Origin of the sequence: Pseudoalteromonas piscicida (genome assembly GCF_002208135.1) — a bacterium.
Taxonomy (GTDB): Bacteria; Pseudomonadota; Gammaproteobacteria; order Enterobacterales; family Alteromonadaceae; genus Pseudoalteromonas; species Pseudoalteromonas piscicida_A.
Genome location: NZ_CP021646.1, coordinates 1,584,426 through 1,603,856, shown reverse-complemented (window position 1 = coordinate 1,603,856; position 19,431 = coordinate 1,584,426). Strand labels below are relative to the sequence as shown.

Below are 19,431 nucleotides of genomic sequence, written 5' to 3'. Positions count from 1 at the left end.
TTATGCATAAATCACAGAAAAATTGACTTTTAACCTAGGTTATAAGTTAGAATGATCTGAATTTGCTTAACATTAGTATCACAACATAACAATCAGAATATTGTTATTAAATAGGAGACAAATAGATGGCAGATAAAAAAGCCACAGTCCATATTGATGGTCACGATCCGATTGAGTTACCAATTTACGAAGGTACAGCTGGTCAAGACGTAGTTGACGTTCGTTCTTTGGGTGCTCACGGCCTATTTACGTATGACCCAGGATTTATGTCGACTGCCTCTTGTGACTCGTCTATCACTTACATTGACGGTGCCAAAGGTGTACTGCTTCATCGCGGTTATCCAATTGAGCAACTTGCTGAAAATTCTAACTATATTGAACTTTGCTACCTACTATTAAACGGTGAATTACCAAGCGAAGAACAACTAGCTGAGTTCTCAGATGAGATCACTCGCAATACAATGATGCACGAGAAGATAGCTGCGTTTTTCCAAGGCTTCCGTGTAGATGCACACCCTATGGCAATGCTATGTGGTGTAGTTGGTGCGTTATCTTCGTTCTACCACTCAGATTTGGATATTTCTGACGAAGATCAACGTATGCGTTGTGCAATCAAGTTAGTAGCTAAGCTACCAACAATTGCTGCAATGGCGTACAAATATAACGTTGGCCAACCGTTCGTATACCCACGTAACGACTTGAGCTACGCAGAAAACTTCCTCCACATGATGTTCTCTGTGCCAGCTGAAGACTACAACGTCAGCCCTGTACTTGCTAAAGCAATGGATCGTATTTTCATGCTTCACGCAGATCACGAGCAAAACGCGTCAACTTCAACAGTTCGTCTTGCTGGCTCTTCAGGTGCAAACCCTTACGCGTGTATCGCGGCAGGTATTGCATCACTTTGGGGTCCTGCACACGGTGGCGCAAACGAAGCATGTTTAACTATGCTTGAAGAAATCGGCTCTGTTGATCGTATTGACGAGTACGTTGCAAAAGCAAAAGACAAGAACGATCCGTTCCGTCTAATGGGCTTTGGTCACCGCGTTTATAAAAACTTTGACCCACGTGCGACGGTAATGCGTCAAACGTGTCACGAAGTGCTTAAAGAGCTAAACATTCAAGATCCACTGCTTGACGTAGCAATGAAACTTGAACAGATTGCCCTAGAAGACCCTTACTTCATTGAGAAGAAGCTATACCCGAATGTAGACTTCTATTCAGGTATCATTCTTAAAGCAATCGGTATCCCAACAAGCATGTTTACAGTTATCTTCGCGATGTCTCGTACTGTGGGTTGGATTTCACACTGGAACGAAATGCTTTCTCAGCCAGGACACAAAATTGGTCGTCCGCGTCAGCTTTACAAAGGCTACACGTCTCGCGACTACAAAACACAAAACGACAGATAATCTCGTTATTGTGTTTGAAAAGGCCGCTTAATGCGGCCTTTTTTGTTTTAATATCGCCGCGTATTCGTTAAAATCGCGCTGCTCAATTAACTCAGGTACGTTATGACTGACATCCAATCTCTGCGCAACGACTTTCCAATTTTGAACAAACAACTTGATGGACAGCCGCTTTGCTATCTTGACTCTGCTGCCACAGCGCAAAAACCGAACAAAGTCATTGATGTCATAAAAACTTTTTATCAAGATGAGAATTCAAACGTACATAGAGGTTTACACACGCTTAGTGAAAACGCCACTGTTCGCTACGAAAGTGCCCGAGAAACAATTGCAAATTTTTTAAATGTAGAAACAAGAGAAATCGTATGGACCAGCGGCGCAACTGAATCACTAAACTTGTTGGCTCATGGCCTGAGTGCACGCTTCAATTCAGACAGCGTAATTGCCATCAGTCCCTTTGAACATCACGCTAACATAGTGCCTTGGCAAGAAGCCTGTCAACGTACTGGCGCCACTTTACTTGTCTTGCCTATGCTAGACGGCGTCCTCGACGAGCAAGGCGCTATTGCGCTGTTAAAGCAGCATAAACCTGATGTGTTGGCAATGGGTCATGTTTCAAACGCACTTGGAAACATTCATCCAGTTGAGTCGCTCATCTCGGTTTGCAAAGCCTTGGGTACCATCACGGTTATCGACGGCGCACAGTCTTTACTGCATTTAAGACCTGATCTGAAGGCACTGGATTGCGATTTTTATGCTTTTTCAGCTCATAAAGCATTAGGGCCAACAGGTGTCGGCGGACTTTATGGTAAATACCAGCAACTAAATGCCCTCCCCGTATACAAAACTGGCGGCGAAATGATAAAAGAAGTGAGTTTCGAGCGATCCAGCTATCGAGATGCACCTGGCAAGTTTGAGCCCGGCACTCCCAATATTTCTGGCGTCATCGGTTTTGCCGCAGCGATAGATTATGTAAATGAGATTGATCCAAGTGCACTTCAACGTTATGAGCAAGCGCTCTATCACTCCCTTTTAGCAAAGCTAAGACTGATTGAAGGCATCACGGTTTATGGCGATACACAAAACAATGTTGGCGTCGTCAGTTTTAACTATAAAAACGAGCACCACTACGATCTTGCCACGCTACTCAATACGTATGGCGTAGCAGTCAGAAGCGGTCACCACTGTACTCAACCTCTTATGAAAATGCTCAAGGTTAATGGGACAGTACGTGCAAGTTTGGCGTTTTATAATAATGAAGATGATATTGAGCATTTTATTAATGCGTTAAAATCCACAATAGAATTATTAGATTAACCTTATGAATATTGAACATATCACAAAAAAATTATCTGAAAGTCATGGCTGGCAAACCAAATACCGTGAAATCATGCTGCTCGGTAAACAACTTCCAGCACTTCCAGAAGCGCTAAAAGTCGACTCAGCGTTAGTGTCTGGCTGTGATAGTAAAGTTTGGCTCTATGTGGACTTAGATGAAAGCGCGCAGCAGCTCGTACTTATTGCCGACTCAGATACGCGTATTGTCAAAGGATTACTTGCAATTATCCTTGCTGCGTACGCAGGTAAAACGCCAGAGCAAGTAAGCCAGTTTAATGCTTATGAACTGTTTGAGTCGCTTGGATTAATTGCTCACCTAAGTCCATCTAGAGGTAATGGTATACGTGCGATTGTTGAACAGATCCAAGTGCAGGCGGAGATATTAAAATAAAGTGATATAAGGTGCTCAAACGAGCACACTTATTCGCTGCTTTTGCTTTGTTTATCTAGGTACTTACGTATTGCTTTGGACGCGGCAAAAAAACCAAAACTCCCAGTTACCATAGTAGCCGAGCCAAACCCAGTCGCGCAGTCCATATTTTTCCCACCTTCAGCTTGTTGCTTTGCTTTGCACACGGTGCCATCGGTACTTGGGTAAACGAGTTGCTCTGTGGAATACACGCAATCTACACCAAATTTACGTTTTGGATTATCGCTAAAGTTATATTGTTTTCTGAGGATATAGCGTACTTTTGCTAGCAGCGGATCATGGGTCGTCTTTGCCACATCCCCATATTGGATCTGGCTCGGATCGGTTTGACCGCCTGCACCACCTGTAGTGATCACCGGTATTTTATTGCGCTTACAATGCGCGATTAGCGCCGCTTTCTCTTTAACCGCGTCGATACAGTCGATAACATAATCAAAGCCTTGAATGTAGTTTCTAATGTTATCTAACATCAAAAAATCATCGATCAGGGTAACTTCACAATCTGGGTTAATCGCAAGACAGCGATCTCGCATTGCCTCAATTTTTTGCATCCCGATACTTTCACTATGAGCATGTAACTGACGGTTAATGTTGGTTACACAAATATCGTCCATATCGATAAGCGTTATTTTACCTATACCCGTTCTCACTAGCGCTTCTACAGCCCAACTGCCAACGCCACCAATACCAATGATACAAAAGTGTGCTTTACTTAATGCTTCTAACTCGGCGTTACCGTATAACCGAGCAATGCCGCCAAATCTTAGTTCTCTATTCGAATCAGTCATGTTACCACTCTAATTGACTTGGATTTTGCCAACTTGCAAAGATTTCATGTGCCAATAAATGGCCAAATGCACCATCACCTTCAGGCGCCGCTTGATAGTGCTGATGGTTACCTTGCCACTCAAATTCAAGGCAAAATGCGTGAAGATAAGTTCTATCTGCAGGCTCTCCACTATAGGCTAAATCACCTAAAATTGGCGCACCGATGCTTTTTAGTGCCACCCGAATTTGGTGTGTTTTACCGCTAAACGGTTTAACGATACAAGCGCGTAGATTGGTCGCTACAGAGCATGAATAAAATCGAGTTACTGCAGGGTTTAGCTTAGTTTTAACCAGTTTATAGGTACCTCTGCGCGACTTAGCCATATCGCCTTTTATCCAGCCTTGCTTTTTCTTAGGCTTCGCACTAACTAATGCCAGATAAAATTTGTCTATTTGCCGGGAGGAAAACAGGTTCGTTAGCTGTTTTGCAGCCTCGCTAGACTTCGCCAAGAGAATAAGCCCCGATGTGACTTTATCGAGGCGATGAACCGGAAATAAGGCATAGCCTAGTTGCTCCGTCAGTAAGGCAACAAAACCTGCACCATCCTCGCTGTGGAAGCTTACCCCTTGTGGTTTGTATGCAACCACATAGTCCACTTCGTCCGCAATTAGCTTAAACTTTTCCATTTAACATCTCTTGGACTCGTGCCAAGTCTTCGGGAGTATCCACTCCGGCATGCACAGGCTTTGCCGCTTTAGCGACCTTAATTTTGTATCCATGATACAGTACACGTAGCTGCTCTAGTGACTCTTGTACCTCTAGCGGTGAAACACTTAGCGATAAATAGGTTTTAATAAACCCCGCTCGATAGGCATATATGCCAACGTGACGTTTAAAGTGGCTCACTGGAATGCTATTTCTGTCAAGCGTTAACATGCTGTCACGCTGAAACGGAATAGACGAGCGAGAGAAATACAGCGCGTTGTCTTGAATATCAGACACCACTTTCACTGCGTTCGGATTCAACACCTCTTCCACATCTTCCACATCAACGCACAAAGTCGCCATCGGTGCATCCGAATGATGCAGTAGTGCTGCGACTTGTGCGATGTTATCAGGCTCTAACAGTGGCTCATCGCCTTGAACGTTTACCACCAAGGTGTGTTCATCCAGTCCCAGTTGCTCAACAACTTCGGCGAGTCTCTCAGTACCAGATTGGTGATCTTCACGTGTCATTAGCACGTTATCGGTGAAGTCTTTCGCTGCATCAAATACTGCACGGTGGTCTGTTGCGATATAAACTGCTGCAGCGCCAGATTGAATTGCCTGTTCATAAACACACTGGATCATTGGTTTACCGCCGATATCAGCAAGTGGTTTACCAGGTAACCTGCTTGAAGCATAGCGTGCTGGAATAACGACTACGAATTCCACTGCTCAACCTCATCGCTGCTCAGCTCCCGCGCTTCGTTTTCCAATAACACTGGAATATCATCTTTGATCGGGTACGCAAGCTTGGCTGCTGTGCTTATCAACTCTTTGTTTTCTTTGTCATATCTTAATTTGCCTTTACATACTGGGCAGGCGATTATTTCTAGTAATTTGGTATCAAAGGCCATGATAAATCTCTTTCTTTTTAAGTAAATTTAATACCGCTTTTTCAAGCGCTGATGTAGGTTTGGCATCTACTTTGAGGTAATACCAATTATCTTTTGCAAATGCGCGACACTTTACCGCATCTTTCTCTGTCATAAAAATAGCGCCGTTATCGATTTGCGAGAAGTCGGACGCTTGATATGGATGGTGATCCGCAAAATGTAGGCTTTCACTCAGAACAATCCCCCTATCTCGTAGCGTATTTTCAAATCGCACGGGATTGCCGATTGCACAGACTGAAGCACCAACCATTTCTATATTGGACGCTGGACTATCATCTGCAACACGAAAAAAGCCAACTGTCTCTAGCGTGTAGGAATAACTTTCGCATCCACCATTGTATACGGCGAGATCGACACTCTGTATACGCTTAGGTAACTCCCTAAGGGGCCCTGCAGGCATCCACAAACCATTACCAAAGCGTCGCTCGGCATCAACGATACACAATTCAATATCTCGTGCTAATTTATAGTGCTGTAGTCCATCGTCACTGACGATGATGTTTACATCGCTAGTGTCCAATAATTTTTCAATGCTCGCTTGTCTATCGGCACCAATCATCACTGGGCATTTTAGACGCTTGGCAAGTAAACAAGGTTCATCACCGCCCTCTTCCGTTGAGGTTGCTTCAGTCACCAAAAAGGGGGTTGAACTAGGTTTCGCACCGTAGCCTCGACTGATCACCCCAACCTTAAAGCCAAGCTTTTCAAGAAAAGGGACTAACCAAAGCACAAATGGCGTTTTGCCATTACCGCCCACACTGATGTTACCGACAATAATAACCGGAACAGGCGAACGGTAGGCAGGGCAAAAACCGAGTTGATAAAGCCCCTTTCTTATCAAGCTAATAAGTCCAAATAACAGGCTTAACGGAAGCAATAATAGCGTCAGTATTCCCGGTTTTTTATACCAACTTTGCTCTATTTTTGATGCCATTTATTGCTCACCAAACTGCATTTTGCAAAGTGCGTAATAGACGCCTTCCTGCGCGACCAGTTCAGCATGCTTGCCTTGTTCGATGATCTTGCCTTTATCTAGCACATAGATGCAGTCGCAACGTTCGATTGTCGATAATCGATGGGCAATTACTATGGTTGTTTTGTCAGCCATCAGCTCTTCTAACGCTTGTTGGATCAAACGCTCAGATTCTGTGTCCAATGCTGATGTTGCTTCATCTAAAATAAGGATAGGCGCATCTTTCACAATAGCACGCGCGATAGCGATACGTTGTCGTTGTCCGCCAGAAAGCATCACGCCATTTTCACCAACAAGGGTATTTAGACCCTCTGGAAGATCTTTAACAAATTCCCAGACGTGAGCTTGTTTTACGACTTTTTCTAGCGCTTCTTGCGATAACGGTTGTTTTAACGAGTACATAATATTGTTTGCAATGGTGTCATTAAACAATACGACTTGCTGCGACACGATAGAAAACTGCGCGCGTAGATCCGCAAGCTGGTACTCATTTATATTCGTGCCGTCTAACTCAATACTACCCGCTTCAATATCATAGTAACGCGGTAATAGATTAGAAATCGTTGATTTTCCCGAGCCACTTCTCCCAACCAGCGCAATACTCTGCCCGGCTTTGATTTCAAGGTTTAATGACTCAATCACCGGATCGTTTTTAGATGGATAAGTAAAGGTTAAGTCGTTGACTTGCAGGTTACCTTGCGCACGAGATAAAGACTGTGTGCCAGTGTCCTTTTCTTTTTCAAGATCAATCACCGCAAACACACTTTTCGCCGCAGAGATCCCGCGTTGCAGGTCGCTATTCACATTGGCAAGTTGTTTTAATGGACGCAGCATCATCATCATAGAGGTGATCAAAGTGACAAAAGTGCCCGATGAAATTTTATCCACCATAGAAGGCATCGCGACAATCGCGAGTATCACCGCCATTGCGCTCGCCGCGATGATTTGGATGATAGATACGCTCAGCGCTTTAGTCGCATCCATTTTTACGCGTTGTTGACGGTTATGATTATTGACCTTAGCAAAGTGAGAGATGGTTTTATCTTGTCCACCAAAGCCATGAATGACCTTATGACCTGCCATCATTTGCTCTGAGCTTTTCGTCACCTCTCCCATCGCATCTTGAATATTCTTGGAGATCTTCTTAAAACGCTTAGACACCACTGTGACTATCACTGCCACGATTGGTACTACAACTAAAAAAATGAGCGAGAGCTGCCAGCTTGCATAAAACATCGTAATGAGCAGGAAAAATACAAATGCACCTTCACGGATCAGCACTTGGAGTGCCTTAGTAACGGCCTGCTGTACCTGCTCCGTATCAAAAGTGATTTTTGATATCAATTCGCCATTAGAATGTTGGTCATGAAACGATACAGGTAAATACAACATGTGTTCAAATAGTTGCTGTCGCAAAGCTCGCACAACCTGAGATCCAACATAAGACAAACAATACGATGCCATATAGTTAAAGATACCGCGTCCAATAACTAACGCGATGACAACAAAGGGAGCCAATTTTAGTACATCGCGATTGCCTGCGGTTAGACCCTCGTCAATAAACGGATCCATTAATGCGACGAACGAAGCATCCATCGCTGCGTACCCTATCATGCCAATTACTGAAAATATGGCGGCGAGTTTAAAGTCTTTTACATAGCTAAATAATCTAGCGTAAATCTGCTTGTCGGTTGGTTGCATTGCCAGCCTCTACTTTTCTATATGGCATTATTGTAACTTTCAAATCGTTAAAACTGAATGGATTATCTGAGAAACCAGTAATTTTCCACTTCTCGGCCTCGTTCAACTATAATTTCATGAGCAAAAATTGAGATCTTTATATGGCCATCTAAGGCGGTATCCAATAGTGTGCTCCCTACTCTTTGGTATCTTTCAATCACTTTCTTATTGGGAATTTTCCAAGGCGAATAAAAGGCACGAGAAAATATCGCAATATCTGGGTCAACTGCTTGGATAAACTGCTCGCTTGAAGAGCTACCACTACCATGATGCGGAACCAGTAATATATCGGCCTTGAGTGCTTCTTTTTCTAGATTAAGCAGCTTAGTTTCAGTGACTTTCTCAATATCTCCTGGTAATAAAAGCGTAAAGCGCCCATCTGAGATACGAACCACACAAGAATTATTATTGTCATTGTTCGACACTTCTTGAGGCCAGATCACAGATACGTCTAGTCCTTGAAATTGATGTGTTCCTAGCACGCAGCTATCAGCAGCACTTGCTGGGTGAAAATGCTGTAAGGATTTCCCGCCGTCATAGGCAATAAGGTCATCAACGCCACCATTATGGTCACCATCGTTATGACTAATGATGGTATCTTGTAGCGTAATTCGATTATTCAAAAGGTAGGGTTTTATCACAAACTCAAACATCGAAAAATAACCGAAATACTTGGCCCCCACATCATAGAGCAGCCCTTTGTTATCACGAGAAACTAACACAGCGGTTCCGTGACCCACATCAAAAACATCGATTTGCCATAGTGGAGAAACTCGAAATTGATACTGAACGAGGAAAAACAATATGGGTAATAAACCAAGATAATTTCTGAATAAAAACAGCAGCAAAGCACTTAAGTAGCTGGTTATTAAAAACACGGACGAAACGCTGGGTATATCGACCCAACTTAGTGGAGAGCTTTGCAATAACTCAAAAAGAACCACGAGTCCATTATCAACTAAATGAAGAGGTAGTTGCCAACCAATAGCGTGTAACGCAGTAACATGAAGCAGTAGTAGCGGAAATACCACTATAGAAATCAACGGGATCACTATGATGTTCGCAACCAATGAAATGATACTCGCACCGGAAAAGAAATACAGATTAAGCGGTAACAAGCAGATAAATAACGCAAGCTGCAACTTGATTAACGCAAGCAGTTTCGCCCCTAAACCTTGGCCAACTTTTGTCACTAACGTGACGATAATCGCAACCGCAAAAAAGGAATAATATAAACCTGGGTTGAGTAGTGAAAATGGGTCTACCATCAAGACGATAGTCAACGCTACCGTTAACACCTGAAGCGCTTTAAGTCGCACGGCAAAGAGGTAACACGCAACCCATACCATTGCCATGATCACAGCTCGAGTCGCCGATACGCTGTAGCCGCAAAGAACGACGTAACCAAAACACAAAAGTAACGCAAAAACTAAACACCACTGATGTAAGTTAGCTGCTTGGGAAATTATTACCGGGGTACAATACAGCACGACTTTTATCAGCAAAAACGCGATGGCAAATACCATTCCGATATGAAGCCCTGAAATCGCTAACAGATGGCTCAAACCAAGACTTCTAAATTGTGTTTTATTTTCGAGGTCGACTTTGCTTGTATCGCCGGTTAACAAAATATAATACAGCCAAGCATAGCTTAGCCCATTTAGCTTTTTATCTATGAATAAGCGGTAGTTATCTCGCCACGTAATGTCCTTTATTACCGAATTGATTGTTTTGATGCTGCCCTTAAAATACATATGCTTTCTAAACGCATGCAATTCAGCATTAAAAAGTCCGATATTAACTCGGCTACGATAACGCTTAAGTTTTACCGTAAATTCAATGTGGTCACCGACAGCCAACATAGGCGTTGATGCGTCACGATATAGCTTTGCGTTAACCGTACGCCAACGCGCAAACTGGTAGTCGTTAACTTGCTCAAGCTTTACCTTTAACGCTTCACCTATCACAGAATTATCAACCTCAATAACTTTACCCGAAGCTGTAACAAGCTGCGATTGCCACATTTCTGGTGTTTTTAGCTGATAAAAAACAAGGTAATGACTAAGACCAATGGAAATCCCTAAAATAAATCCTGCCAATATAGGACAAAAAAGCTTAGAATAGCGGCCCATGAAGTAGAGGAATATGCTTATTGCGGCTAATCGCCAATTGTCGAGAAGAAATACCGCACTGAAGCAACCCAGAATTATTCCAAAACATATCAGAATCCAAGTAGATGGCAGCTGCAAATGGCGAAAAAAACGATTCAACGCTTTTTACCTGATCATAATAAAATCAAACAACAGAAATCATTAAAAATCTTTGGTAAGTTACTGCATGATGCCAACCTCTGGCATTTAAACCGGCGCTCAGCACGCGGCGCATTCTCGGTGGGGCTATTTTTCGCATTCATCCCTGTTCCTTTTCAAATGGTACTGGCAGCAGCACTAGCAATTCCATTTCGCGTCAACTTGCCTTTGTCTATTGCACTCGTGTGGATCACCAATCCCCTCACAATGCCGCCTATATTTTATTGCTCATACTTAGTCGGTGTATTTGCGCTTGGCCAAGAACAACAACCATTCCATTTTGAAGCGAGTTGGGAATGGCTTGCACAAAGCCTAACAACAATTGGCCCTGCATTTATCGTTGGTTCTTTGATCTGCGCAACACTTGCCGCCATTATCGGCTTTTTCGGTATCGACTACCTGTGGCGACGTTCAGTGAATAAAGCGTGGCAAAGTCGCGGCCAAGGCTAATACCAGTATAGTTAAGATTTGTACCGCTTGAGTTAAATATCGAATTGAATTTGCTAATATTTCTTTTCAAACACAAAAAAAGCCCTTACGGGCTTTTTTATCGTCTAAGTTGTACTTTAGGCTTTACGGCGTCTTCTCAGCGCCACTAGTGGTATCGCGAGTAAACTAAGCCAAGACCAGCTCGCAGATTGACGCTCATACGTCTCTGCTTCAGGTGGTGTGCAGTTTTCTGGTTCACCAGAAATTGGTGTAAGTAATACAGGTAAGCTTACTGATTCATACTCAGTCTCGCCCTTACTGTCTTTCTCAATTTCACCTAACGTATTACGTCTTTCAACCGTTTTGGTTGCAATCGCATATATCTTATTGTCGTCAGTGATCTTCACGGCTTCTGCAATGGTGTAAGGGAAAGAATCGCTCTTACAAGGAAGAAGAGAGTTAATATTAACGAGCTTCTCTGCACCAATTTCGTATAAAAACGCTTCTCGACGACGGTTAGAACCACTCTTTTCTGTAACACCTTGGCCAACAACAAAGCCATTATTATTGATATCAGTGATTGCCGTCGCCGAGCCTTCGAAGTATGCAGGCATTTCTTTGAACTCGGCGGTATTCGCATTAAAATAGAAACCTGTTGAGTCATATTCTCTTGAGCCATTCGATGACCGACCAAACACACCAACTATGGTACCGTTGTCATTTACATCAACTGCTTGGCTGTATTCGATAAAGCTTTCAACTTCTTTGATGCGCTTGATTTCACCATCTTTATAATAAACAGCTTGCCCATATGGCAATAAATCATCATTACTTTGACGACGCACTCGGGACTCACCAACAGTTAACCCGTCCGCATTAGTTGCCAAAGCCAAACTCGAATAGGCTCGATCATCATCTTCATCTGGTGTAAAACCAAGTCCAAGATCGGTTGCACTAACTAAGTTAAAATCATTATCAAATGTCCACTTGTAGGCTCTAGTATGATATGGCGAGGTCAACCTTTGAATACACACATCGACTGGCTCATCTACACCATCACAACTGTCTTCTATATTTTCTGTGGCTCTTTGCGATAACGAAGTCGAACTTTGTCCCACAACAACATAGCCGCCATCAGCAGTTTGTTTGATATCAGTGGCAAGAGAAAGGCCGCCGTATTCTGTAAAGGCAGGCTCTAACCTAATTTTCTCTCCAGCTGGTGTAACTAAAATACCTTTATTTCGCCAATCACGTACAAAATAAGTTTCTTCTTCTGTTTCACCCTCAGGAGTAAAAGTTATCTTTTTAAAAGGTGCAGAGCCCCAGCCCACTATTGTACCGTCTTCTGCGATGCTTGTAAGATAGTTAGTGACAGAGCGCGTTAGTCCTTCGTAATCAGGAGATTGTTCGTCAAATACCACAAACTCTTCTGCGGTATTGTTGTTATATGTCAAAGAAATTGCTCTTTCAATTCTTTGATACTCTTGGCTAACTACTCTACTTGAATTCATAACATAAGACAGCATAAAAGCGTGAGCTTGAGCATTGGTGTTAGCTGCATCATTATTTTGAATATCTTCAAGTGTGAAAGTGATTTCTTCCTCGATCAGCTCGTACTGCTTTTTAGTACTGTCATAATAATTTTTGAGTGCTGAATCATCGAAGTCGATATACGATACATCAATCTTGACACCAAATAAGTTGGAAGCATGACCAATCACGTCTCCAGCTTCATTAGCATCCGACACATAGCTATATTTACTATTATCATGTCTTGGTAATTCAGTTAACTGATAGGTGGCAGCGGCCGCCTGTTGTGAAAGGGCTACGGCGACACTCGCGGCTAAAAGTTTAAATTTCATTTTAATCCTTACTGCTGATTCTGTAATGCTTCTAGTTCTTCCCAGCGTTCAAACGCGGCTTCCAGCTTCGACTCTAGCTCAGTCAAATGGTTCAATGCCTTGTGGGTCGTTTCTTGATCTTGTTTAAAGAAGTCTGGATCGCTGACCAGTGCTTGTTGTTTGTTCACTGCCTCTTCAAGTTCCTCTACTTTACTGGGCAACGACTCTAATTCAAGTTTTAATTTGTAACTCAGTTTATTTGAACGAGCAGGCGCAGCAGCCTTTTTAGTCTCAGTTTGTTGCTGCTTTTCTTGATGAACCTTTTGTGCTTCTTTCTTTTGCTGCTCTCGTCTTTGCTGATACAGCTCAAAGTCACTATAGCCGCCAACAATTTCTGTCACCAGGCCTTCGCCTTCGAACGCCCAAACACTGCCACAGGTATTATCGATAAACTCTCGGTCGTGGCTGACGACCAGCACCGTACCTTGGTATTGGTTTAAGATTTCTTCAAGTAGCTCAAGCGTCTCAATATCCAAGTCATTGGTCGGTTCGTCCAACACAATAATATTTGAGGGCTTAAGGAAAAGCTTTGCAAGTAATAAGCGATTCTTTTCACCGCCTGATAATGCCTTTACGGGGGTTCGGGCTCTCGCTGGCGGAAATAAAAAGTCTTGCAGATAGCCAAGCACATGACGCGAGCGGCCGCCCATCATCACTTCTTGCTTACCTTCTGCGACATTATCCTGCACGGTTGCTTCTTCATCCAACTTTTCACGGTATTGGTCAAAGTACGCAACTTCCAGATTCACGCCCTGTTTTACGCTGCCTGCATCAGGCTTAATATCACCAAAGAGCATTTTTAACAGCGTGGTTTTACCCGCTCCATTAGGACCGACCAAGCCAATACGGTCGCCACGCATCACTAGCGTTGAAAAGTCCTTCACAATGCATTTTTCTTGGAATGCTTTGTCTAAATGTTTCGCTTCAAATACCAGCTTACCGGAACGATCCGCCGTCTCGATGTTAAAGTCTGTTTTACCTTGCTGCTCGATGCGTTGCTTGCGCTCAACACGGAGCGCTTTTAGTGCTCGCACACGCCCTTCGTTACGGGTTCGACGAGCCTTGATCCCTTGCCTTATCCAAGTTTCTTCTTCGGCAAGCTTTTTATCAAACAAGGCATTCTGTTGCTCTTCCACTTTTAAATCATGGGCTTTTTGTTCTAGATATTGCGCATAATCTCCAGGGTATGAAACCAACTTGCCACGGTCTAAATCTAAAATTCGGGTCGCCATTGCGCGTATAAAGGCACGGTCGTGAGAGATAAACACGATCCCCCCTTTAAACTCTTTTAGGAATTGCTCAAGCCAGATGACACTTTGCATATCAAGGTGGTTAGTCGGCTCGTCGAGTAACAGTAAGTCTGGATCGCTCACCAACGCTTTGGCCAGTGCGACTTTACGTAGCCAGCCACCGGAGAGCTCTTCTAGACGCATATTCGCATCTAATTGCAACTGGCTAAGCACTTGCTTGATCCTTGACTCAAAACGCCACGCATCTTCGCTTTCCAATCGCTGAGTCAAGCGCTCAAGCGAGGTCATCAGTTTATCTGACTGGCTGGTTTGTAGTTTTTCACTCACTTCATGAAATTCAATGAGCAGCTCAGCAACATCAGGTAGACCGTTCGCAACATAATCAAAAACCGACCCATTTGCGCCCTTTGGTGGGTCTTGTTCTAGCCTTGAAACTTTTAATCCACCAACACGGTTGATTTCACCATCATCAAGTTGAACTTGATCATCAAGTACTTTCAGTAACGTTGATTTACCGGCACCGTTTCGGCCCACAATACACACGCGCTCACCTGATTCAATAACGGCATCAGCTTGGTCAAGTATAGGGTGTGAACCAAAAGCCAGTTGGGCTTTAGCAATTCGAATGAGATCCATATTATTCTATAAATTCTTGTAGTTGTTGTTGAGTAAAAGGCCAGCCAAGTTCCTGACCTGTCTTGCCTTTTTTTATCACTGGAATTCTATATTGATATTCCGTCATCGTCTCTTCACTATCGACGATATCAACGAGTTCAATTTCGGCTTCAAGCAAAAATTGAATTAACATCGCCAATGCTTCTTCACAAAGATGACAACCATCGGTGTGGAATAAGGTACATTTAATCATGACGGATCAACCAGCTGTTGTGAATTTGCTTGTTACGTTTAAAGTCCGGAGACAAGGTTTGCGATGAGTATTCCTCAGCAGTTAGGCCAAGTGCCGCAAGTCCCATTTCATCAATTTTAAATCCGCGTTTGTTGTTAGAAAACAGCAGTACACCATTCGGTGCTAATATTTTCTTTACCCACCCAAATAATTTTAAATGATCTCTTTGTACGTCAAATGCGTCAGACATACGCTTAGAGTTAGAGAATGTTGGTGGGTCTAAAAATATCAGATCATATTGACCTACGGCTCTTTCAAGCCATTTTAAGCAATCCGCTTGCTCAAATCTGAAACGTGGATTCTTCAAACCATTTAACTCAAAGTTTTCCTCTGCCCATTTTAGATAGGTTTTTGACATATCTACTGTGGTAACAGACTTTGCACCACCAACTGCGGCATGCACAGAAGCACTACCTGTGTATGCAAACAGATTTAGCACGCGCTTATCTTTCGAATGTTGCTGAATAAACTTGCGGGCTAACCGGTGGTCAAGGAAGAGACCAGTATCAAGATAATCAAATAGGTTAACCTTAAACTTAGCACCATACTCTTCTACTACCTCAGTGCGGTTTTGCTTGTCTAGGGCCTTGTATTGCTCTTGACCTTTTTGGCGCTTTCTTACTTTTACCGCGATGTTTAGCGGGTCGATATTCAGCTGCTCAGCGGTAAGTGTAATCACATCTTGCAGACGTTTTTGCGCAACGCTATCGTCAATTTCTTTTGGCGCTTTGTATTCAAAGATGACTGCGTTGTCGTTATATACATCAACCGCAACATTGTACTCCGGGATATCCGCGTCATAAACACGGTACGCGTTGACGTCTTCTTTTTTCAGCCAAGATTTTAAGCCTTGCAGGTTTTTCTTCAAACGGTTGCCAAACGCAGTCGAGCCTTCAAAATTAAGACCACTGCTCTGTTTATTTTGCTGTACCTGCATTTCATTCATTTCATACAGATTAAGCAGCACGTCTAGCGGGCCATTTTTGAATTTATAAGACTTTTTACGCGCCAGCTTTAACACTTTTAACAGGCTTTCTTCGCTTGCAAGTAACGCCAAATTCCAATCTTTATAGTGCTTTTTAAAGGCGATCCCCATATTGCGATAGAGCGTAATAATTTCAGCCATACCACCTAGACGTTCACCATAAGGCAAGTTACTCAGCACAGTTCCAGGACGTTTAGCAGCAAGGCTAAGCTGATTGGCATCTTCAAACTTAAACTTAATATGTGACTCAACGCCTGCGCGCTTGGCATTACGCTCAGCAATTGACAGCACAAGTTCATCGATATCACTGCCGATTAGCCATAAGCTCTTTTGCTCTGGTTGTACATTTAATTGTGCTTTAAGCTCGGTGAACTTACTTTCACGAAAACTTGGCAGGCGTTTAAAGGCAAAGTCTTTATTAAGGTTAGTAGGTAAACCAAGCGCCATAGATGCCGCTTCAATCAATAAAGTACCGGAACCACAGCAGGGGTCAAAAAGCGGCTTATTGGTATCTTCAAGCCAGCCACTACGTTTAACTAGCGCAGCGGCTAAATGTTCACGAATTGGCGCTTTACCTTGCTTGTCACGATAGCCTCTATCAGATAAGCGAGGTCCCGAGAAATCGATATATAGCGCACAGCCTTGCTTAGATAATTTCGCAATGATGCGAATATCAGGTGTCTGTTTATCAACATCTGGACGTTGTTCAAACAAGTCATTGAAGTAGTCAACGATCCCATCCTTAACAACCAGACCAGAGAATTGCGTATTCTTTAGCGCATTGTTCGTACCATTAAACTCTACTGCAAAGGTCTGCTTTGGGCTAAACCAATCTTGCCATGCCTGAAAACGAACAAACTTGTAGAGAGAATCTTTATCATTAACTTCTGGTTTGTCATCGATAAGCAACATCACGCGCGTTGCAAATCGTGTCATCATACAGAACTTTTGTACGTCTAGATTAGCGCCTGTGAACTTAACTGAACCAACGGTTTGCTTGTTTATTTCAAAACCAAACTCGGTTAATTCTTCAACCAGTAACTGCTCTACACCAATAGATGTCAATGCGATAAATTGCAATTTGAATACCCTTAAATTTCAACTGGGCGCAGTATAACACACAAGTTATCGTTAGTTATTAGTTGAGCTTGGTTGTATGGGGATAAATTACGTTAAAAATTTAGCAAGTTCAGAAAATCTAACTTATCTAGCGCGCTTATGTTCGAACTCCTTCTTTGGTAATTTTGTAGTAAATTATGGAGCTCCCCTTTTTCAAACCACATACCACCACAACAAGCGCACTCGCTGAAATTAACCTCAAAGAGCGTATAGTCTGTAAGTGTATGGCCGTCATCAGGGCATAATTGCGAAACTTCACGCTCAACTGGCGTCCGGTTTGCAATAAAATCGGTATAACTAAAGTGATAAGTATGTTTAATAGACTGGACAAATTTGCGCGGCAGCCAAATCGCACCACATGACTGACATTGATAACCGCAATGTCCTTCACCGTCGGCATAAGTTAGTTTTAACGTTTTATCGCAAAGGCAATGCATTCTGCTCCCTTGAACTGCGAACAATACAAATTAGGTACAGATTAATACGGGGAATAATTGTCAGTCAATAAAACAATGCGATGAATTTGGCTATGCGCTTTGATGAACTCGGTGTGTTAACACAAGAGGCGCTAAACGATCGTTCAGTACTTTTATCGCTTGAAATTGTTCAAGCTCTATTCCCTCATCAAGAATAAACTGCTCATTCAGGCTTAAACAAAGGCTTGACTGACCATCATGTTCGATAATTAGAAACTCGCCGCTGCTTAACTTGGAATGTAAACACACAACCGCCTCACTCACAGGCTCTCCACCAAAATATGGCTTGAAAAACCAGCTTTTTGCTTGCATCGGTTGTAGATGAAACTTCGCTGCTGTTGCATTTAAAGCGATTTGACAGCACCTGGGTTCATTCCAAACACCAAAACCGCAAAGGTAGGAAAATACACTCTGATAAAATTCAGCTTCGCTGAGACTAAAATTGGGATTAGTGGTCGAGTCTTCAGTCAGGTGGCGCAAACGAAAAGGCGTGCAAAGCTGAAGCTCGTCACCCAAATCAATTAACAACCTGTTCCTTTCTGTGCAGCGGATCCATTGCCACTCTTTTGAAGCTTGCAAAACTTCTCTCCCACCAACCAATTAGCTCAACTAGTAAGTGGGAGTATAACGCGAAAAACGCAATGATGAAATTTTTTATAATAACGTTTTGTTTGGGATCATTTAGTTATATGAACGATCCTTATAAGGACGAAACGATCTTTTTAACAAGCGCTGGCCCTTCATAAATAAAGCCTGTATACACTTGTACCAAATCTGCACCAGCTGAAAACTTCTCTTTTGCAGATTCCGCACAGTCAATACCGCCTACACCGATGATTGGTAGCTTACCGTCGGTAATACGCTTTAATTCGCTGACAACATGCGTCGATTTTTCACGAACAGGTCTACCAGATAAACCGCCCGTTTCATTACCGTATTCTAGATTTTCTACCGCATCACGGGCTAATGTTGTATTAGTTGCAATAACACCATCAATACGATTATTAACTAACGATTCTGCGATCTGAGTTAACTGAACGCCATCAACATCTGGAGCGATCTTTACCAACATAGGCACCGACTTGTTATGCTTAGCGATCAGATCCATCTGTTCATTTTTTAGGCTTTGCAATAGATCATCTAGCGCTTCGCCATATTGTAGATCTCTCAGACCCGGTGTATTTGGTGAAGAAATATTCACAGTGATGTATGAGGCATGCTCAAAAACTTTTCTCATACAGTGAATGTAGTCATCTTTACCTTGTTCATTCGGTGTATCTTTATTTTTGCCAATGTTGATCCCAAGGATCCCATCGTATTTTGCCGCTTTTACATTGTTGACTAGGTAATCGACGCCCTTGTTATTGAATCCCATACGATTAATAATCGCATTTGCTTCAGGTAAACGGAAGATCCGAGGTTTGTCGTTGCCCGCTTGTGGTCTTGGCGTGACCGTCCCTACTTCAATAAAACCAAAGCCCATTTGTGCAAATGCTTCAATACACTCAGCATTTTTATCAAGACCCGCAGCCAATCCTACTGGATTTTTAAACTCTAACCCTAAAAAATTAACAGGTTTGTCTTGAACTGATTGAGACCATGCGAGGCTCATTGGCGTATTCGCAAAGCGGCGCAGATTGCTTAGGGCAAAATCGTGTGCCCACTCCGCATCTTTATTAAACATAAAACGACGCGCAAGATCGTAAAACATGGTAGCTCCTCAGTATTGGTAACGTAA

Annotated in this window: 18 protein-coding genes; 4 read left to right on the top strand and 14 right to left on the bottom strand. The window is 42.9% G+C overall.

Features of this window, described 5'->3' with window-relative positions; genetic code table 11:
- Nucleotides 1-125: 125 nt before the first annotated feature.
- The 3 genes from B1L02_RS07645 to B1L02_RS07635 all read left to right on the top strand — a co-directional run bounded on the left by B1L02_RS07645 (nucleotide 126) and on the right by B1L02_RS07635 (nucleotide 3,138).
- Nucleotides 126-1,412 carry a citrate synthase gene (locus tag B1L02_RS07645; RefSeq protein WP_010371472.1) on the top strand — a complete coding sequence of 429 codons (1,287 nt, stop codon included), beginning with the start codon at nucleotides 126-128 and terminating at the stop codon, nucleotides 1,410-1,412.
- 102 nt (nucleotides 1,413-1,514) lie between these two features.
- Complete coding sequence (locus B1L02_RS07640) at nucleotides 1,515-2,726, top strand: aminotransferase class V-fold PLP-dependent enzyme (protein WP_088530553.1); 1,212 nt, start codon at nucleotides 1,515-1,517, stop codon at nucleotides 2,724-2,726.
- 4 nt (nucleotides 2,727-2,730) lie between these two features.
- On the top strand, nucleotides 2,731-3,138 hold the full coding sequence (locus tag B1L02_RS07635; protein ID WP_088530552.1) for a SufE family protein: 408 nt from the start codon (nucleotides 2,731-2,733) through the stop codon (nucleotides 3,136-3,138).
- A gap of 29 nt (nucleotides 3,139-3,167) precedes the next feature.
- Here the strand turns inward: B1L02_RS07635 and tcdA are convergent, their stop codons facing one another.
- From tcdA to B1L02_RS07600, 7 genes are all read right to left on the bottom strand, one after another.
- Nucleotides 3,168-3,965, bottom strand: a complete 798-nt coding sequence (tcdA, locus tag B1L02_RS07630) for a tRNA cyclic N6-threonylcarbamoyladenosine(37) synthase TcdA (protein WP_088530551.1) — start codon at nucleotides 3,963-3,965, stop codon at nucleotides 3,168-3,170.
- Nucleotide 3,966: 1 nt separating this feature from the next.
- Nucleotides 3,967-4,632: a TIGR01621 family pseudouridine synthase gene (locus B1L02_RS07625; RefSeq protein ID WP_088530550.1), complete on the bottom strand. Its 666-nt coding sequence runs from the start codon at nucleotides 4,630-4,632 to the stop codon at nucleotides 3,967-3,969.
- Complete coding sequence (gene kdsB, locus B1L02_RS07620) at nucleotides 4,619-5,380, bottom strand: 3-deoxy-manno-octulosonate cytidylyltransferase (protein WP_088530549.1); 762 nt, start codon at nucleotides 5,378-5,380, stop codon at nucleotides 4,619-4,621. The genes B1L02_RS07625 and kdsB overlap by 14 nt, the downstream gene beginning before the upstream one ends.
- Nucleotides 5,368-5,565 carry a Trm112 family protein gene (locus B1L02_RS07615; protein ID WP_010371492.1) on the bottom strand — a complete coding sequence of 66 codons (198 nt, stop codon included), beginning with the start codon at nucleotides 5,563-5,565 and terminating at the stop codon, nucleotides 5,368-5,370. The genes kdsB and B1L02_RS07615 overlap by 13 nt, the downstream gene beginning before the upstream one ends.
- Nucleotides 5,555-6,538: a tetraacyldisaccharide 4'-kinase gene (gene lpxK / locus B1L02_RS07610; protein ID WP_088530548.1), complete on the bottom strand. Its 984-nt coding sequence runs from the start codon at nucleotides 6,536-6,538 to the stop codon at nucleotides 5,555-5,557. The genes B1L02_RS07615 and lpxK overlap by 11 nt, the downstream gene beginning before the upstream one ends.
- Nucleotides 6,539-8,278 (bottom strand): lipid A export permease/ATP-binding protein MsbA, encoded by a 1,740-nt coding sequence (gene msbA, locus B1L02_RS07605; RefSeq protein WP_088530547.1) that lies wholly within the window; start codon nucleotides 8,276-8,278, stop codon nucleotides 6,539-6,541.
- A 62-nt stretch (nucleotides 8,279-8,340) separates the two neighbouring features.
- Nucleotides 8,341-10,566 carry a DNA internalization-related competence protein ComEC/Rec2 gene (locus B1L02_RS07600; protein ID WP_223192080.1) on the bottom strand — a complete coding sequence of 742 codons (2,226 nt, stop codon included), beginning with the start codon at nucleotides 10,564-10,566 and terminating at the stop codon, nucleotides 8,341-8,343.
- Here B1L02_RS07600 and B1L02_RS07595 point away from each other — a divergent pair, their 5' ends adjacent.
- Nucleotides 10,567-11,076, top strand: coding sequence for a DUF2062 domain-containing protein (locus tag B1L02_RS07595; protein WP_010371507.1), 510 nt, complete (start codon nucleotides 10,567-10,569; stop codon nucleotides 11,074-11,076). It abuts the gene before it with no gap.
- Between the two features lie 116 nt (nucleotides 11,077-11,192).
- Here the strand turns inward: B1L02_RS07595 and B1L02_RS07590 are convergent, their stop codons facing one another.
- The 7 genes from B1L02_RS07590 to pyrD all read right to left on the bottom strand — a co-directional run bounded on the left by B1L02_RS07590 (nucleotide 11,193) and on the right by pyrD (nucleotide 19,404).
- Nucleotides 11,193-12,917: a DUF3466 family protein gene (locus B1L02_RS07590; protein ID WP_088530546.1), complete on the bottom strand. Its 1,725-nt coding sequence runs from the start codon at nucleotides 12,915-12,917 to the stop codon at nucleotides 11,193-11,195.
- An 8-nt stretch (nucleotides 12,918-12,925) separates the two neighbouring features.
- Nucleotides 12,926-14,842 carry an ABC transporter ATP-binding protein gene (locus B1L02_RS07585; protein WP_088530545.1) on the bottom strand — a complete coding sequence of 639 codons (1,917 nt, stop codon included), beginning with the start codon at nucleotides 14,840-14,842 and terminating at the stop codon, nucleotides 12,926-12,928.
- 1 nt (nucleotide 14,843) lies between these two features.
- The gene (locus B1L02_RS07580; RefSeq protein WP_088530544.1) at nucleotides 14,844-15,074 is read right to left on the bottom strand and encodes a glutaredoxin family protein; all 231 of its coding nucleotides are present in this window, start codon (nucleotides 15,072-15,074) and stop codon (nucleotides 14,844-14,846) included.
- The gene (rlmKL, locus tag B1L02_RS07575; RefSeq protein ID WP_088530543.1) at nucleotides 15,067-17,178 is read right to left on the bottom strand and encodes a bifunctional 23S rRNA (guanine(2069)-N(7))-methyltransferase RlmK/23S rRNA (guanine(2445)-N(2))-methyltransferase RlmL; all 2,112 of its coding nucleotides are present in this window, start codon (nucleotides 17,176-17,178) and stop codon (nucleotides 15,067-15,069) included. Before rlmKL ends, B1L02_RS07580 begins: the two co-directional genes overlap by 8 nt.
- A 92-nt stretch (nucleotides 17,179-17,270) precedes the next feature.
- A complete protein-coding gene (locus B1L02_RS07570) occupies nucleotides 17,271-17,654 on the bottom strand; it encodes a zf-TFIIB domain-containing protein (RefSeq protein WP_088530542.1) in 384 nt (127 codons plus the stop codon).
- 90 nt (nucleotides 17,655-17,744) lie between these two features.
- A complete protein-coding gene (locus tag B1L02_RS07565; protein WP_088530541.1) occupies nucleotides 17,745-18,272 on the bottom strand; it encodes a cell division protein ZapC domain-containing protein in 528 nt (175 codons plus the stop codon).
- 121 nt (nucleotides 18,273-18,393) lie between these two features.
- Nucleotides 18,394-19,404 carry a quinone-dependent dihydroorotate dehydrogenase gene (pyrD, locus tag B1L02_RS07560; protein ID WP_088530540.1) on the bottom strand — a complete coding sequence of 337 codons (1,011 nt, stop codon included), beginning with the start codon at nucleotides 19,402-19,404 and terminating at the stop codon, nucleotides 18,394-18,396.
- Nucleotides 19,405-19,431: the final 27 nt, after the last annotated feature.

Excerpts from the sequence above, each read along its gene's own strand:
- B1L02_RS07625 (WP_088530550.1), bottom strand. The coding sequence starts at position 4,632 with ATGGAAAAGTTTAAGCTAATTGCGGACGAAGTGGACTATGTGGTTGCA.
- B1L02_RS07645 (WP_010371472.1), top strand. The coding sequence starts at position 126 with ATGGCAGATAAAAAAGCCACAGTCCATATTGATGGTCACGATCCGATT.
- B1L02_RS07580 (WP_088530544.1), bottom strand. The coding sequence starts at position 15,074 with ATGATTAAATGTACCTTATTCCACACCGATGGTTGTCATCTTTGTGAA.
- lpxK (WP_088530548.1), bottom strand. The coding sequence starts at position 6,538 with ATGGCATCAAAAATAGAGCAAAGTTGGTATAAAAAACCGGGAATACTG.
- pyrD (WP_088530540.1), bottom strand. The coding sequence starts at position 19,404 with ATGTTTTACGATCTTGCGCGTCGTTTTATGTTTAATAAAGATGCGGAG.
- B1L02_RS07570 (WP_088530542.1), bottom strand. The coding sequence starts at position 17,654 with ATGCATTGCCTTTGCGATAAAACGTTAAAACTAACTTATGCCGACGGT.
- B1L02_RS07590 (WP_088530546.1), bottom strand. The coding sequence starts at position 12,917 with ATGAAATTTAAACTTTTAGCCGCGAGTGTCGCCGTAGCCCTTTCACAA.
- B1L02_RS07595 (WP_010371507.1), top strand. The coding sequence starts at position 10,567 with ATGGCGAAAAAAACGATTCAACGCTTTTTACCTGATCATAATAAAATC.
- B1L02_RS07585 (WP_088530545.1), bottom strand. The coding sequence starts at position 14,842 with ATGGATCTCATTCGAATTGCTAAAGCCCAACTGGCTTTTGGTTCACAC.
- msbA (WP_088530547.1), bottom strand. The coding sequence starts at position 8,278 with ATGCAACCAACCGACAAGCAGATTTACGCTAGATTATTTAGCTATGTA.
- B1L02_RS07635 (WP_088530552.1), top strand. The coding sequence starts at position 2,731 with ATGAATATTGAACATATCACAAAAAAATTATCTGAAAGTCATGGCTGG.
- B1L02_RS07640 (WP_088530553.1), top strand. The coding sequence starts at position 1,515 with ATGACTGACATCCAATCTCTGCGCAACGACTTTCCAATTTTGAACAAA.
- B1L02_RS07615 (WP_010371492.1), bottom strand. The coding sequence starts at position 5,565 with ATGGCCTTTGATACCAAATTACTAGAAATAATCGCCTGCCCAGTATGT.
- tcdA (WP_088530551.1), bottom strand. The coding sequence starts at position 3,965 with ATGACTGATTCGAATAGAGAACTAAGATTTGGCGGCATTGCTCGGTTA.